This is a genomic window from Corynebacterium sp. HMSC034H07, from assembly GCF_001815175.1.
Classification (GTDB): Bacteria; Actinomycetota; Actinomycetes; order Mycobacteriales; family Mycobacteriaceae; genus Corynebacterium; species Corynebacterium hiratae.
Map to the genome: position 1 here is coordinate 72,579 of NZ_KV819523.1, position 15,759 is coordinate 88,337.

11 protein-coding genes are annotated in these 15,759 nt (G+C 62.1%); 6 read left to right on the top strand and 5 right to left on the bottom strand.

Features of this window, described 5'->3' with window-relative positions; all coding sequences use genetic code 11:
• Window positions 1–83: 83 nt before the first annotated feature.
• The gene (locus tag HMPREF3009_RS04965) at window positions 84–1,142 is read right to left on the bottom strand and encodes a Cj0069 family protein (RefSeq protein ID WP_049154356.1); all 1,059 of its coding nucleotides are present in this window, start codon (window positions 1,140–1,142) and stop codon (window positions 84–86) included.
• Between the two features lie 289 nt (window positions 1,143–1,431).
• Here HMPREF3009_RS04965 and HMPREF3009_RS04970 point away from each other — a divergent pair, with 289 nt between their 5' ends.
• The 4 genes from HMPREF3009_RS04970 to HMPREF3009_RS04980 all read left to right on the top strand — a co-directional run bounded on the left by HMPREF3009_RS04970 (window position 1,432) and on the right by HMPREF3009_RS04980 (window position 5,681).
• The gene (locus HMPREF3009_RS04970) at window positions 1,432–2,292 is read left to right on the top strand and encodes a sulfurtransferase (RefSeq protein ID WP_070680428.1); all 861 of its coding nucleotides are present in this window, start codon (window positions 1,432–1,434) and stop codon (window positions 2,290–2,292) included.
• A gap of 141 nt (window positions 2,293–2,433) precedes the next feature.
• On the top strand, window positions 2,434–4,206 hold the full coding sequence (locus HMPREF3009_RS04975; protein WP_046648353.1) for an ATP-binding protein: 1,773 nt from the start codon (window positions 2,434–2,436) through the stop codon (window positions 4,204–4,206).
• Between the two features lie 176 nt (window positions 4,207–4,382).
• Window positions 4,383–5,087, top strand: a complete 705-nt coding sequence (locus HMPREF3009_RS13035; RefSeq protein WP_255366820.1) for an Abi family protein — start codon at window positions 4,383–4,385, stop codon at window positions 5,085–5,087.
• 36 nt (window positions 5,088–5,123) lie between these two features.
• The gene (locus HMPREF3009_RS04980) at window positions 5,124–5,681 is read left to right on the top strand and encodes a GNAT family N-acetyltransferase (protein WP_046648354.1); all 558 of its coding nucleotides are present in this window, start codon (window positions 5,124–5,126) and stop codon (window positions 5,679–5,681) included.
• Window positions 5,682–6,142: 461 nt separating this feature from the next.
• Here HMPREF3009_RS04980 and HMPREF3009_RS04985 read toward each other — a convergent pair whose 3' ends face one another.
• From HMPREF3009_RS04985 to prpD, 4 genes are all read right to left on the bottom strand, one after another.
• Entirely contained in the window at window positions 6,143–9,574 is a 3,432-nt protein-coding gene (locus HMPREF3009_RS04985; protein WP_070680430.1) for a pyruvate carboxylase, read from the bottom strand.
• Between the two features lie 187 nt (window positions 9,575–9,761).
• Window positions 9,762–10,910, bottom strand: a complete 1,149-nt coding sequence (locus tag HMPREF3009_RS04990; RefSeq protein WP_070680433.1) for a bifunctional 2-methylcitrate synthase/citrate synthase — start codon at window positions 10,908–10,910, stop codon at window positions 9,762–9,764.
• Between the two features lie 51 nt (window positions 10,911–10,961).
• Window positions 10,962–11,894 (bottom strand): methylisocitrate lyase, encoded by a 933-nt coding sequence (gene prpB, locus HMPREF3009_RS04995; protein ID WP_049154346.1) that lies wholly within the window; start codon window positions 11,892–11,894, stop codon window positions 10,962–10,964.
• A complete protein-coding gene (gene prpD, locus HMPREF3009_RS05000; protein ID WP_049154344.1) occupies window positions 11,895–13,406 on the bottom strand; it encodes a 2-methylcitrate dehydratase PrpD in 1,512 nt (503 codons plus the stop codon).
• Window positions 13,407–13,575: 169 nt separating this feature from the next.
• Here prpD and HMPREF3009_RS05005 point away from each other — a divergent pair, with 169 nt between their 5' ends.
• Entirely contained in the window at window positions 13,576–14,883 is a 1,308-nt protein-coding gene (locus HMPREF3009_RS05005; RefSeq protein ID WP_070511454.1) for a short-chain fatty acyl-CoA regulator family protein, read from the top strand.
• 123 nt (window positions 14,884–15,006) lie between these two features.
• Window positions 15,007–15,744 (top strand): Ltp family lipoprotein, encoded by a 738-nt coding sequence (locus tag HMPREF3009_RS05010; RefSeq protein ID WP_070680435.1) that lies wholly within the window; start codon window positions 15,007–15,009, stop codon window positions 15,742–15,744.
• The last annotated feature ends 15 nt before the right edge of the window (window positions 15,745–15,759 follow it).

The following is a 15,759-nucleotide window of genomic DNA, read 5'->3' on the forward strand; positions in this document are numbered from 1 at the left end:
GCCCCAGAAAACGACAGTTCCCCCGCCGCAGGCGGGGGAACAATCACAAGCTTGTGCTCAAAGGCTAGTGCACAGCAACGCGCTTAGGCGTGCTTGGCCTCCACGCGCTTGATCGCCTCAGCAGCCACCTTCTCCTGGATGCCCATGTCCAGCTCAGAGGTGAAGCCCACGCAGGAGCAGTTGATTTCACCAAGGACGTAGGTGTCCTCGCCGTTCTCGCCGTCAGCCAGCATGAAGTCCGCGGTCCAGATCAGCGGGATGTTGTCGCCACCGAGCTTCTCAGCGATGACCGGGCGGACCTCAGCGAACATGTCGACGAGCTCCTGCCACTCCTCCGGCTTCTGGTAGGTGTACTTGGCACCGGAGAACAGGGTGGCGGAGAAGGCGTCGCCGCCCTCAGCCGGCTTCTTGTGCACCACGAAGACCGGGTCCGGGCCCACCAGAAGAATGCGGATCTCGCCCTCAACAATGCGCGGCATGAAGCGCATGTCCACGAGCATGCCGTTGTCACCCACGATGTACTGGTCGCAGAAGTCCATGAACTCGCCGAGCTCGCGCTCCTCAGTGTGGTTGTCCACAGCCTCGGTGCACTTGATCTTGGTGTCGAGCGGCAGTGCGGTGCCCGGCTCGACGGACTCGGCCAGTTTCTCGTCGGCAAGGCGCACGCGCCAGATGCCGGAGCCGGTGGAGCCACGGTTCTGCTTGAGCACGCGCTCGCCGTAGGACAGCGAGGTCGGGAAGGTCTTGTGGAAGGACTCGACGTCGTAGTAAGCGGCGGTGTCAGCCGGAACCAGGTCCGTGTCATTGAGCTTGACCAGGGCGTCCTTGGCACCATAGGCCATCATCTCGTACGGGGTGGACATGCCGACCAGTCCGGCCTCGGACAGCTTGGTGAGCAGATCGAAGTAGCCCTTCTCACCGCCCGGGATGTTGCCCGGATTCACACGGGAGATGTAGGCATCGAAGTTCTCCGATACGTACTCGAAGAGCTTCTCGGACCACTCAGGGCGGTAGAACACGACCTCTGCGTGCCAGCCTGCATCCTTGATGCAGTCGACGATCGGCATGGTGTCTTTACGGTGTCCGTTGATCTGCTTATCGGATCCGCCCTCAACCTCGAAGACGACGATTGCTTTGTGCACAGTGATTCCCTTCCACTAGGGGGTTAGTGAGTGTCACTTCTTAAAATAACCCAGGTTGGACCCTCGCGCTCACCTAGAAAAGCACCCCCGAAAAGGCATAAAAAGCAAGCGTACCGCACTTTTTGGCCGCTGACCTGCACACTTGTTATAACCAGTGAACGTGCAGCAGCGCTAACTGCAGAAGAAATGTATCCAACACCACAAATACGCCTCCCCCGTGACCACATGTCCGCCCAGCACGCTAGAGTTGAACCGAACGTTCCCCCTCAACGAGAAAGGCAGGTGGACCGTGGCCGAATTCGACCCGAATCCCCCTTTCCAGGAATACGCGCACCCTGAGCGCCTCGTGTCCGCACCGTGGCTGTCCGCGCGACTGGGCATCAACGGCCTCCACGTCATCGAGGTTGATGAGGACTCACTCCTCTACGACATCGGCCACATCCCCACCGCGATCCGCATCAACGTCCAAACTGAGCTGCTCGACAGCACAGCGAGGGACATTATCAGCGCAGAGGACTTCACCGCACTCCTCCGCTCCAAGGGTATTGAGCGCGACGACACCGTCGTCCTCTACGGCGACAAGTCCAACTGGTGGGCCGCTTTCGCGCTGTGGGTCTTCGAGCTCTACGGCCACGAGGACGTGCGGCTTCTCGACGGTGGACGGGACGCCTGGATGTCCGAAGAACGCGACACCTCCTTCATGGTCCCCGAGCCTTCTGCTTCCTCCTATCCGGAGGTTTCCCGCGAGGAATCCTCGCGCATTTTCGTCGACGAGCTGCGTGACTCCTCCGCCACGGTGGTTGACACCCGCAGCCCAGAGGAGTTCTGTGGCGAGGCCGCCCACAAGACCGGGGCCGGTGAGTCCGCCTACGGCACCACAATGACCCACGGCCACATTCCCGGCGCCATCAACCTCGAGTGGGACCGCGCAATTTACCCGAACGGCTGCTTCCGCGCGCTGAGCGAGTTGAAGGTCAACTACGGTGAGCTCGAGCCAGCAACGGAGACCGTCCTCTACTCCCACGTCGGAGCCCAGGCCGCGCACACATGGTTCGTCCTCAAGTACCTGCTCGGATTCGAGGCACCCCGTGTCTACGACGGCTCGTGGGCAGAATGGGGCAACATGGTTCGCATGCCCGTTGAGCGCTAGCAACACGCCGATATAAGCCCGCATCCGCGCTGGTGCGGGTTTATTTTTTGACACGAAACCAAGATGTGAAGGTATCCTCATGTTTTGGTGTGCAAGAATAGTACGCAGTCCTATCACAAATCATGGAGGAGGGTTCCTGCCGTGGCAGTTGAAACCAAGAACATCACCAAGGTCCTCGTGGCCAACCGCGGTGAGATTGCGGTCCGCGTTATCCGCGCGGCTCGCGACGCCAACATTGCATCCGTAGCGGTCTACGCCGAGCCCGATGCCGATGCCCCATTCGTCACGCTTGCCGACGAAGCCTTTGCACTCGGCGGCCAGACTTCCGCGGAGTCATACCTCGACTTCGGCAAGATTCTCGACGCCGCCTCCAAATCCGGCGCCGACGCCATCCACCCCGGCTACGGCTTCCTCTCCGAGAACGCCGAGTTTGCTCAGGCCGTCATCGACGCCGGGCTGATCTGGATCGGCCCATCCCCGGAATCCATCGCGGAGCTGGGTGACAAGGTCACCGCCCGCCACATCGCAGAGCGCGCTGATGCTCCTATGGCACCGGGCACCAAGGATCCCGTCGCCAGTGCAGAAGAAGTCGAAGCCTTCGCCGATGAGCACGGCCTCCCCGTTGCCATCAAAGCCGCCTTCGGCGGCGGTGGCCGCGGCATGAAGGTCGCGCACACCCGCGAGGAGATCAAGGACCTCTTCGAATCCGCCACCCGCGAGGCCGTTACCGCTTTCGGCCGCGGAGAGTGCTTCGTCGAGCGCTACCTGGATAAGGCCCGCCACGTCGAGGCCCAGGTCCTCGCCGACCAGCACGGCAACGTCGTCGTCATGGGCACCCGTGACTGCTCCCTGCAGCGCCGCTTCCAGAAGCTCGTCGAGGAGGCCCCTGCCCCCTTCCTTACCGATGAGCAGCGCGCCTCCATCCACGAGTCGGCCAAGCGCATCTGCCGCGAGGCCGGCTACTACGGTGCCGGCACCGTGGAATACCTCGTCGGTTCGGACGGCCTCATCTCCTTCCTCGAGGTCAACACCCGCCTCCAGGTGGAGCACCCCGTTACCGAGGAGACCACCGGCTTCGACCTAGTGCGCGAGCAGTTCCGCATTGCTGAGGGCCGTGAGCTCTCTATCTCCGAGGATCCCGCCCCGCGCGGCCACGCCATCGAGTTCCGCATCAACGGCGAGGACGCCGCTGCAGGATTCATGCCGGCGCCCGGCACGGTTGTCACCTACTCCGAGCCTTCCGGTCCGGGTGTGCGCATGGATTCCGGCGTGCGCGAAGGTTCCGTTATTGGCGGCCAGTTCGACTCTATGCTGGCCAAGCTCATCGTCTGGGGTCCGGATCGTGCCACCGCCATCGCGCGCGCACGCCGCGCCCTGGCCGAGTACCGCATCGAGGGCCTGCCCACAGTTATCCCCTTCCACCAGGCCATCCTCACCGATCCCGCTTTCACCGCCGAGGACGGCAACTTCACGGTCTACACCAAGTGGATCGAGGAAGAGTGGGTTAACGAGCTCCCCGCATACGTCGACCCCGCCGAAGCGCCCGAGGACGAAGAGCAGGAGGCGGCCCAGAAGTTCGTCGTCGAGGTGGGCGGCCGCCGTATCGAGGTGGCCCTGCCGGGCAACCTGCTCTTGGGCGGTGGTAGCAAGCGCAAGAAGTCGAAGAAGCGTCGTGGCAAGGGGGCGTCGGCAAGCGTGTCCGGTGACACCGTGACCGCACCGATGCAGGGCAGCGTCATCAAGGTCGCCGTCGAGGAAGGCCAGGAAGTGGAAGAGGGCGAGGTCGTCGTCGTCCTCGAGGCCATGAAGATGGAAAACCCCGTCAAGGCCCACAAGTCCGGCACCGTGACCGACCTCAAGGTATCCACCGGCACGCAGATCAACAAGGGCGAGCCGATTCTGGAGATCAAGTAGTTCGCTAACGCTTCCCTGCCGACAGAGAGCAGTACAAAACTGCTAGAAACCTTGCCTCGATTAGCACAGTTAATTACTCTATGACGTGATACCCCGGTGGAGCTCTGCTCTGGGTCACTGACCTGCTGAGTACTACTTACCGGGGTGCTGACTTGTCGCTCCGGGGGGATGCAGCAGTGGCGCATCAGGATAGCCAGTGGATTACGCAATGGCTCTCAACACCGCGCTGGGAGCCATTTCTTCATGCTGCTCATCAAGACGGCGAAGCCGCATTAGCACTATATGAATGGAACATCAGCGTCGCGATGGCATTTCTCCACGACGCCTCACACGCCGAAGTTCTGCTCAGAAACTCTTATAACACTGTTTTGGAACGGTGGTGGCTGGGGGACCAGCATTGGCTTATAGATCCCAAGTCACCAGTGAATGCACCTCTCCACCGAATGCGCGACGGAGTACAAATAGATTCGAACGATAAGAACCGGCAATCAATAGCGGAAGCTCTGCGACGCAATCATACGAAGCATGTCAGTCCAGGAGCTTTAGTCGCCGAGCTCCCCTTTGGATTCTGGCGCCACTTAACAGACGCAGCTCATGAGCAATTGTTGTGGATTCCTGCGCTGCACAAGGCATTTGAGCCGCACACACGCCGCAAGGAAGTCGAACAACATCTAGCGCGAATCAATCGCGTCAGAAACCGCGCGGCCCACAATGAGCCATTCATAAGCTCACGACGTCGCAGGGAGGCTATTCACGCCTTCCGCTCGATCTTGAAAGTCGAGGAGTTACTGAACCCGCGAGTTACACGCCACACCACCGCCACGAGTACTCTTCTCTGGACCATAGAGAATCCACCAACGCCCCTCGAGCTCACTCTGTGAGTAGCTAAATTCAGAGATCAAGTAGCCTCGAAAGGCATGAGCGTTAACGATTCCGAGTTCGGCGTACGGTTGGCCAAGGAGCACGACCGTACCTACCTCTCCCGTCTCCTTTTCCTCGCCGATGTCCTCGGTGACGAGGACGCCCATATCGGGGATTTCCACACACCTGACGTGGGAATGTACGTCGATGAATGGTCCCCGCACGTCGACGGCGGCGTCATCGCAGTCTCCAGCCACCGCGTTCCCGTCGGTGGTGCGTGGCTGCGCTACTACACCACCGAAGCGAAGGGCGCAGCCTACACCGGCAACCCCGAGGCCGATCCTTTCGATGAGTCCCAATGGGCCACCGACCTCGACCCGGAGGATATCCCCGAGCTCTTCATTGCTGTGGAGTCCCGCTACAGGGGCCTCGGCGCTGGGCGACGTCTCCTGCGCAACGCCTGCGACCTCGCCGAGGCGCAGCAAGCCCCGGCGATTTCGCTGTGGATTGAGCCGGAGAACACCGGCGCCCGCAAGCTGTATGAATCCGAGGGCTTTGTCGACATCGACGTCCCGGGCCGCCCGGATGCTCACGTGATGCTCAAGCGCTTCTAGCACCGCAAGCCAACAAAAGGTGTCAACTATACTCGACACCTTCGTCGGCGCGCCGACGGCAGCGCCAAGAGCGACGTTGCTCACCCGCCTATAACCTAGGTCGGGTCACAACGACCGTTTCCGTAGAACGCTGCACGTATCTTCGCCAAACGGATTACCTTCTTCGCACCCCTCGCAACGCACAACGTCTGCATGCCTCCATCGACGTGCTGGAGACATCTGCCAAAAGGCGTCTGGTAAAAGGCATCTGCCAAAAGGCGTTTTCACGGCTAAAAACGCCTTTTACTCATTGCAGATGGCGTTTTTGGACCCAAAGATGCCTTCTGCCAGATGCCTTTTAAGAGGGACGCCCTCCTGACTTAGGCCAATGCAGTGCGGAAAAATCCCACCCCACCGCAGAAACCACCGGTGAGCAGCGCCAAGAATGACGCTGCTCACCCATCCACGACCTAAGTCGACTTTTAGTTGATAACGGCGATGAGGTCGCCGCCCTCCACCTTGGTGGCGGCGCCAATGGCGACTCGCTCGATGGTGCCATCCTTGGTGGCGGAGATGGAGGCTTCCATCTTCATGGCCTCGATGACGGCGATCTGGTCGCCGGCCTTGACCTCGTCGCCAGGCTTGGCGGTCGGGTTCACCACGCCGGCAAACGGTGCGGCCACGTGGCCTTCGTTAGACGGGTCAGCCTTCTCCACGGTGGCGACGGTAGACTCGACGTTGTTGTCGCGCACCTTGAGCGGGCGGATCTGGCCGTTGACGTTGAGCACGACGTTGCGGATGCCTTTCTCGTCCGGCTCGCCCATCGCGTCAAGACGCAAGGTAATGGGCTTGAGATCTGCACGGTCGTTGGAGCCCTCCGGGAAGTGGTGAACAATGTAGTCCTTACCTTCTTCCAGACCGTAGAAGAAGACGGTGTCCGTCAGCGCCTCGGTGTTGCCGTAGGTGCGGCGGAACTCGTTGAACTCTTCGAACTGCTTCGGGAAGAGCAGGCGGTTGAGGGAAGCACGGCGCTCGGTGGAATCATCCGAAGTCAGGTGTGCCTTCTCCTCTTCAGGGACGGGCTTGACGGTGACGTCGCCAGGCGCGCGGCCCTCCAGGACCTTGTCGCGCAGCGGCGGCCAGCCACCCGGAGGCGTACCGAGCTCACCGCGCAGGAAGGCGATGACGGAATCCGGGATGTCGTACTTGGTGGGGTTGGCCTCGAAGTCAGCTGGGTCCACGCCAGCACCCACGAGGTGCAGGGCGAGGTCACCAACCACCTTGGAGGACGGGGTCACCTTGGTCGGGCGGCCGAGCATCTCATTCACCGCAGCGTAGGTGTCCTCGATGATTTCGAAGCGGTCCTCCAAGCCCAGCGCGGTAGCCTGTGCGCGCAGGTTGGACAGCTGTCCACCCGGAATCTCGTGGCGGTACACGCGGCCGGTCGGGCCAGGAATTCCCTTCTCGAACGGATGGTAGAGCTGACGCACTGCCTCCCAGTAGGGCTCCAAGTCGGAGACTGCCTTGAGGGAGATACCGGTGTCACGCGAAGAGTTCGAGAACGCCGCGATGATGGCGGACAGCGAAGGCTGAGAGGTGGTTCCCGCCAGCGGTGCGGAGGCGCCGTCGACGATGTCGGCACCAGAAAGCGCTGCCGCGTAGTAGGTAGCCAACTGGCCACCGGCGGTGTCGTGCGTGTGCACGTGAACCGGCAGGTCGAATTCCTTGCGCAGAGCCATAACCAGCTTGGATGCGGACTCCGGACGCAGCAGGCCCGCCATGTCCTTGATAGCCAGGACGTGGGCACCGGTGTTGACGATCTCTTCGGCCAGCTTGAGGTAGTAATCCAGCGTGTAGAGCTTCTCATCCGGGGAGCACATGTCACCGGAGTAGGCCATGGCAACCTCGGCCACGGTGGTGTTGGTCTCCAGGACGGCGTCGATAGCCGGGCGCATCTGGGTGACGTCGTTCAGCGCATCAAAGATGCGGAAGACATCCACGCCGGACTTGGCAGCCTCCTGCACGAAGCCGGTGCACACATCGTTGGAGTACGGCGAATAACCCACGGTATTGCGGCCGCGCAGCAGCATCTGGATGTTCTGGTTTGGCATAGCCTCGCGCAGCAGGTCCAGGCGGACCCACGGGTCCTCCTTGAGGAAGCGCATGGCCACGTCGTAGGTGGCGCCACCCCATGCCTCCACGGAGTAGAGTTCCGGGGTCATGCGGGCCACGGCTTCCGCCGCGGTGACCAGAGCAGTGCCGCGTACGCGGGTGGCCAGCAGGGACTGGTGAGCATCGCGGAAGGTGGTATCGGTGACGGCCAAGGCGTCCTGCTTGCGGATCTTCTCCGCCCACTTCTTCGGGCCCAGCTCCAGCAAGTCGTCACGGGAACCGCGCGGCAGCTCGGAGTTAAAGTCCAGATCCGGCAGCTTATCGAAGGGACGCAGGGTGGTCGGGCGCTCGCCATTCGGCTTGTTGACGGTCACGTCAGCGATGTAGTCGATGATGCGACCAGACTCATCGACGGCCGGCGGGGCCTTCAGCAGGTCCGGGTGCTCCGGAATGAAGCTGGTGTCCACGCGGGTGTTGACGAAGTCCGGCTCGCGCAAAAGAGCGCGCAGGAAGCCGATGTTGGTGGCCACGCCGGCCACGGTGAACTCATTGAGCGCGCGCTGCGCACGTGCCACGGCTTGTTCAAAATTGACACCGCGGCAGGTCATCTTCACCAGCAGGGAGTCGAAGTTCGGGGAAATCTCCGCGCCGACGGCCGTTGCACCGTCGAGACGCACGCCCGCACCGCCCGGCGAACGGTACTGGGTCAGCGTACCGGTATCCGGACGGAAACCGTTGGAAGGATCCTCAGTAGTGATACGGCACTGCAGGGCCGCGCCGTTGATGTGGATGTCTTCCTGCTTGAGGCCCAGCTCCTCCAGGGAGAGGCCCGCGGCAATCTGCATCTGGGACTTCACGATGTCCACGCCCGTGACCTCCTCGGTCACGGTGTGCTCGACCTGCACGCGCGGGTTCATCTCGATGAAGACGTGGTTGCCCTTCTCATCAACGAGGAACTCAACGGTACCGGCGCCTTCGTAGTTGATGTGCTCGCAGAACTTTACGGCGTCCGCGCAGATGCGGTCACGCAGCTGCGGATCCAGCGTCGGCGCCGGGGCAATCTCCACGACCTTCTGGTGGCGGCGCTGCACGGAGCAATCGCGCTCATACAGGTGCATGACGTTGCCCTGCGAGTCCGCCAGGATCTGCACCTCAATGTGCTGCGGGCGAATCACCGCGGTCTCGAGGTAGACGTTGCCATCGCCGAAGGCGGCCTCTGCCTCGCGCGATGCCTCCGCGCACTTGGTCTTCAGCTCCGCTTCATTCTCAATGAAGCGCATGCCGCGGCCACCACCACCGGCAACCGCCTTCACGAAGACGGGGAACTCAAAGTCCTTGGCGTACTCCGCCAGCTTGTCGACGTCCGTCGAAGGCTTCGAGTCCTTCAAAGTAGGTAGCCCTGCTTCCTCTGCAGCGGCGACGGCAGCGGCCTTATCGCCGGTCAGGTCCAAGGTCTCGGCGGTGGGGCCGATGAATTTAATGCCGTTGTCGCGGCACGCGCGGGCCAAATCAGCACGCTCCGAAAGGAAGCCATAACCCGGGTAAATGGCATCCGCACCGGACTTCTTGGCGGCGCGAATAACCTCGTCGATATCGAGATAAGCCTTAACCGGCTGGCCCTCAGTACCGATACGCACGGCCTCGTCCGCGAAGGCGCGGTGGAAGGAGTTGCGGTCTTCCTTGGGGTAAATTGCAACGGTCTTGGAACCGACCTCAAAGGCGGCGCGGAAGGCACGCACGGCAATCTCACCGCGGTTGGCCACCAAGATCTTGGAGAAGGACTTGTGGGCGGTATCAGACACTAGGAGTGGTCCTTTCAGATAGGAACAATACGAAGACAAGGATAGTGTCCGAGGCGACAGCGCGGGCGAGAATCGACATATAGGTCAACAGAAATCCACACGCTGCACATAAGTCGGACAAAGAAGAAACCAGCGCACAGGAAGAAAGTTTCGTGCGCTGGTTGTGCTCTGATTAGTTCCGCTTCTCTTAGATCTGCTTCGGCGGAACGGAGCGCTGCTCCTTGCCGTTGTAGGCAGACAGCGGGCGGATCAGGGAGTTGCTCTCGTTCTGCTCCACGATGTGTGCGGTCCAGCCGGTGATGCGGGCCATCACGAAGATCGGGGTGAAGAACTCGATGTCGAAGCCCAGGATGTGGTACGCGGGACCAGCCGGGAAGTCCAGGTTCGGCTGAATCTTAATGGAGGTGTTCTCGTACATGGTCTTCGCCATGTTTTCGTACATCTCCACCCACTGCTCCTGGCCGTGGTCCTTGGCCAGCTCGCGGAAGGCGGCCTCCATGGTCGGAACACGGGAGTCACCGTTCTTGTACACGCGGTGGCCGAAGCCCATGACGAGCTCCTTGTTCTTGAGCTTGTTCAGCGTCCACTCCTCTACCTTGGCGGGGTCACCAACCTCGAGGAAGTTCTTCATCACGGCCTCGTTAGCGCCACCGTGCAGCGGGCCCTTCAGGGCGCCGATGGCGGCGGTAACAGCGGAGTAGGTATCGGACATCGTCGAGGTCACCACGCGGGCCGCGAAGGTGGAAGCGTTGAAGGAGTGCTCCGCGTAGAGGATGAGGGACTTATCAAAGGCCTCGATATCGGAGCGCGAGAGGGCCGGCGAGCCTTCCTCCTCACCGAAGACCATCCACAGGAAGTTCTCCGCAAAGCCCTTCTTGCGGGAAGGCTCAATGTAGCCCTCACCGCGGCGACGGCGGATATCGAGCGCGACGATGGTCGGCAGCTTCGCCATGAGCTCCAGCGCGGTGCGGCGGATGTGCTCAGAATCCTTGGTGTACTCCTCCGGGTCCTGGGAACCGATGAAGGAGACCGCGGTACGCAGAACGTCCATCGGGTGGCAGGACTTCGGCATGGAGGTGATCAGATCGATGAGGTGGCGGTCCAGGTGGCGCAGCGCCTTCTCACGAGCGGAGAAGCGGACCAGCTCATCCTGGGTCGGCAGCTCACCGTTCCACAGCAGGTAGGCAACCTCCTCGAAGGAGCAGTAGCGTGCCAGCTCCTGGACCGGGTAGCCGCGGTAGGTCAGGGAGTTGGTCTCCGGGACAACCTTGGACACGGCGGTCTCATCGACGACGACGCCGTACAGGCCCTTGCGGATTTCTGGGGTTTCAGACATGGTGTTTTCTCCTTTTTATTGGGTTCTAGTGTGAGTTTCAGGCCGTGTGCCCTAGTCGAAGGTGGGCTTGTAGCTGTCCTTGGAGTACGTGAACACGCTCTGGTCGAAGGCGTTGTACTCGTCGTAGCGCACCAGCTCATACAGGCGGGAGCGGTGCTGCATGCGGTCGAGCCATTCCTCGGATTGCAGGCCGGTTTCCTGCATGTCGCGGAGGAATTCTTCGGTAGCACCCATGGCCACGCGCAGGGTGGATACCGGCCAGATGACGGCGTTATAACCCAAGTCTTCGATGCGCTTGGCGGAAAGCAGCTCGGTCTTGCCGAACTCCGTCATGTTGGCCAGCAGCGGGGTGTCCACGGCGGCACGGAACTTTTCGAAGTCCTCCGGCGAGTAGAGGGCCTCGGTGAAGATGAGGTCCGCGCCGGCGTCGGCGTAGGCCTTGGCGCGCTCGATGGCCTCATCGATGCCGTGGATGCCGGCGGCATCGGTACGCGCACAGATGATGAAATTCTCATCGCGGCGCTCGTTGACGGCAGCGGTGATGCGGCGAACCATGAGATCCGTCGGCACCACTTCCTTGCCATCGAGATGGCCGCAGCGCTTCGGGTTGACCTGGTCTTCCAGGTGGCAGCCAGCCAAGCCGGCGTCCTCCAGCGCGGCGACGGTACGGGCGGCGGACATCGGTTCGCCGAAGCCGGTGTCGGCGTCGACAAGCACCGGCAGGTCCGTGGCGCGGGCGATGTGCCCGGCGCGCTGCGCTACCTCCGTGAGCGTGGTCAGGCCAATATCCGGCAGGCCCAAGTCATTGGCCAGCACCGCGCCGGAGACGTAGACGCCGCCGAAGCCGCCGATGTCCTGGATGAGCCGCGCGGTCAAAGGATTGAAAGCGCCCGGCAGCGTGGTGATTTCCGGTGCGTTCAGCGCCTCGCGGAAGCTCTTGCGCTTGTCGGCATTGCTGATAGTGGAGCCAAATAGGCCAGCCATTTAGAACAGTCCCTTCGGGGTCTCGGGTGCGGTAGCGATGGCCTCGTCGGTGAGGCGAACGTTGAGCTCGTTGAGGTCGGTGAGGTTCTCCAGGTTCTGGGCGGCAGCGAGGAAGCGCTCCTGCTCCTCCTCCGAGACCTTGCCGGCGGCGAGCTTCTTGAACTTGTTGATGTATTCCTCGCGGCCAAAGGGGCGGGCGCCGAGCGGGTGGGCGTCGGCCACCGCGCGCTCATCCTCAATCACGGTGCCGTCCTTGAAGGTGATGACGGCCTTGCCGCCGAAAGCCTTCTCATCCAGGTCGTTGGAGTGGTAGCGGCGAGTCCACTCCGGGTCCTCGACGGTGGAGATCTTGTGCCACAGGTCGATGGTGTCCTGGCGGTGCTTGCGCTCGTCGGCGTAGGAGGTCTCGTAGTCCCACTCGCCGTCTTGGAGGGCCACGGCGAAGATGTACATGATGGAGTGATCCAGGGTCTCGCGGGAGGCGTTCGGGTCCATCTTCTGTGGGTCGTTGGCGCCGGTACCGATGACGTAGTGGGTGTGGTGCGAGGTGTGCAGGACGATGGACTCGATGTCCTCGGTCTTCAGTCCCTTCTCCGCGAGCGTCTTCTTAAGTGCAAAGGCCATATCGATCGGGGCCTGCGCCTGGTACTCCGCGGAGTGCTCCTTGGTGTAGGTGTCCAGGATGGCGCGCTTGGGCTCCCCGTCCCCCGGAAGGGGGACGGTGTAGGTGCGCTCCGGGGAGTGGAGCATCCAGGCGATAAAGCCGTCCTCACCTTCCCAAATCGGGGCTGGGGCGCCCTCGCCACGCATGGAGCGATCCACTGCCTCGATGCCCATCTTGCCGGCAAAGGCCGGTGCATAAGCCTTCCAAGAGGAAATGAGACCCTTGCGGGACTGGCGGGTAGCGGTGGTGGTGTGTAGCGCCTGGCCGATGGCCTGGTAGATGGTCTCGACGTCGAGTTTCAGCATGGTGCCGAGGCCCGCGGCGACGGAGGGGCCGAGGTGCGCCACATGGTCGATCTTCCACTCGTGGAGGCAGATGCCCTTAACCAGGTTGACCTGGATTTCATAGCCGGTAGCCAGGCCGCGGATGAGGTCCTTGCCGGTCAGGCCCTTGTGCTGTGCCACGGCCAGAATCGGCGGGATGTTATCGCCCGGGTGGGAGTAATCGGCGGCGAGGAAGGTGTCGTGGTAGTCCAGCTCGCGCACGGCAGTGCCGTTGGCTAGGGCTGCCCACTCGGCGGAGTATGCGCCGTCCACGCCGAAGATGGTGGCGCCGCCTTCCTGCACCGGGTGGGCCTGCGCAATAACGCGGGCGGAGGTAACCGGGCGGCGCGTTGCGGAAGCGACGGCCACGGAAGCGTTATCGATGATGCGGTTGATGATCATCTCGGTGGTCTCGGCCGGAACCTCGACGGGATCGGCGGCTACCTTGGCGATCTTGTAGGCGAGGTGCTCTTCGATGGGAAAGTTCTCGGCGGACTTGTGTGTACGTACTTCGTGGTTAATCAAAGGGGTTCTCCTCCTGAACAAGAACAACGATTGCGATAGGCATCACACTAACCCCAGCCCGTGCGCCCTGCCACATGTGTAAACTGTGACTATCTGTTGCAGGGATTTGCGTTACTTGCAAAACTTGTGGAATCCCCAGGCAGGGCGGCTTTTTAGGAGGAAACAGACGGTGACCAAGCACTACGCGGGGGCGAGAATCCACGCATTACGCAAGGAACGCCACCTCACGCAAGCCGCCATGGCGAAGCAGCTGGGGCTATCCACCAGCTATCTCAATCAGTTGGAAAATGACCAGCGCCCGCTCACCGTCACCGTCCTCATGCAGCTGACCCAACGCTTCGGCGTTGATGCCACCTACTTCGCCGGGGACCGTGACCTGCGTGCGCTCGCCGAGCTGCGCCAACTCTTCCCTGAGGCCTCCGAAGCCACCCTCACCGACCTCAGCGGGCGCTTCCCCGAACTTCTGCCCCGGCTTGTCGACGCCGCCGCGCACACCCCCGCCGAACCCGGCCCCTTCGAAGCGGTCCGCGACTTCTTTTACGACGCGCACAACTACGTCCACAGTCTCGACATCGCTGCCGAGGAGCTTTCCGATTCGCTCGGGGACCGAGTTCTGCGCCGCGGGCGCTTGGCTTCCGTCCTGCAAGATGAGTTCGGCGTTACGACGCGATTTTCCTCCTCGTCCCCGCGCCGACGCACCTTCCACAACCGGGAGCTGCACCTGCGCGCGGGCCTTACGGAATCCCAGCTGGTTTTTGAGATGGCGCTCCAGTACTGCCTGCTGGCCTACCCGGAGCACTGCGCGGAACTCGTCGCCGAATTACCCGGCGAGGAAGCGCAGACCATTGGCACGCTGGGCCTCGCGCAGTACTTTGCCGCCGCCGTGACCATGCCTTATACCCAGTTCCTCGCCACCGCGGAGGAAACGCGCTATGACATCGACGTCATCGCGACGGCCTTTGGCACTGGTTTCGAAACCACCGCGCAGCGCTTGGCGACGCTACAGCGACCCGGCCACCAAGGTGTTCCCTTCTCCTTCATCCGCACCGACCGCGCGGGCAATATCTCCAAGCGCCAGTCCTCCACCGCTTTCCACTTCGCCCGCAGCGGCGGCTCCTGCCCATTGTGGGTGGTGCACCGCGCGTTTGAAACGCCCAACCGCATCACGCGCCAGGTGGCCTCGATGCCCGATGACCACACCTACTTATGGATCGCGCGCTTCGTCCAAGGCCAGGCCCAGGCCTGGGGCACGCCGCGCAAGGAATTCGTCGTGGGCCTAGGCTGCGATATCGCACAAGCGGATCGCGTGGTCTACGCGGACGCGCTCAACCTCTCCCCTTCCGAGGCGACCCCCATCGGCCCCGGCTGCGCTGCGTGCCCGCGCCCGGCGTGCCCACAGCGTGCTTTCCCACAGGCGGGCCGGCCCGTCAGCCTCGACCTCAATGCCACGCCGGTGACGGCATACGCCACCTCGTAGTTCTCTCATTTTCGCCTAGGCTTTCGAATCTCTTGCGGCGATGTCCGGTGGGCTTGCCACTATAGGACGTGTTCGGCACCACGCCGAGTTCTCTTCACTCACCTACGCAGGAGGTTCTCTCTCATGTCCAACCCTTATGCAGCTCCCCAGTTCTCCCCGGAGCCAACCCCAGAGCAGGCAGCGCCGAAGAAAAAGAAGAAAGGCGGCTGCCTCAAGTGGGGCGCGGGTGCAATCGCGGTATTGGTGCTCGGCAGCGCCGCACTCAATGCGGGTTCTGACGGCGATGACCCAGCCAACACCGCCGCATCGGAGCCAAGCACAAGCATCACGGCCGTCGATATCAACAACGCCGCAGCTGACGTGGAGTCCGCCGCAGGCGATACTGGCAGCGATGACAACGCCGTGCCCACGGAACACAAGAATGCTCTGCGCGCGGCGAAGCGCTATGTGGACTTTTCTGCCTTCTCCGAGGCTAAGCTCTATGACCAGCTCACGAGCGAATACGGCTCGCAATTCTCCCCGGAGGCGGCGCAGTACGCCATGGATCAGCTCGATGTGGATTGGAATGCCGAGGCTCTCGAGTCCGCCGAACACTACGTGGATTTCGCCGCTTTTTCCAAGGCCAAGCTCTATGACCAGCTGACCTCCGAGTACGGAGAGAAGTTCACACCGGAACAGGCGCAGTACGCCGTCGACACGGTGAATGCTGATTGGATGGCCGAAGCCGTCGAGGCAGCGGAAAACTACCAGGAGATGATGCCGATGTCCGGCCCGGCGCTGCTCGATCAGCTCACCAGCGAGTACGGCGAGAAGTTCACCATGGAAGAAGCCCAGCATGCGGTGAGCACACTGGGCTTATAAATCCGAGCCGAAGCT

Bases quoted from the DNA above. Each gene is read 5' to 3' on its own strand.
- HMPREF3009_RS04980 (WP_046648354.1), top strand. From the start codon at position 5,124: ATGAGCGTTAACGATTCCGAGTTCGGCGTACGGTTGGCCAAGGAGCAC.
- prpB (WP_049154346.1), bottom strand. From the start codon at position 11,894: ATGGCTGGCCTATTTGGCTCCACTATCAGCAATGCCGACAAGCGCAAG.
- HMPREF3009_RS05010 (WP_070680435.1), top strand. From the start codon at position 15,007: ATGTCCAACCCTTATGCAGCTCCCCAGTTCTCCCCGGAGCCAACCCCA.
- HMPREF3009_RS04990 (WP_070680433.1), bottom strand. From the start codon at position 10,910: ATGTCTGAAACCCCAGAAATCCGCAAGGGCCTGTACGGCGTCGTCGTC.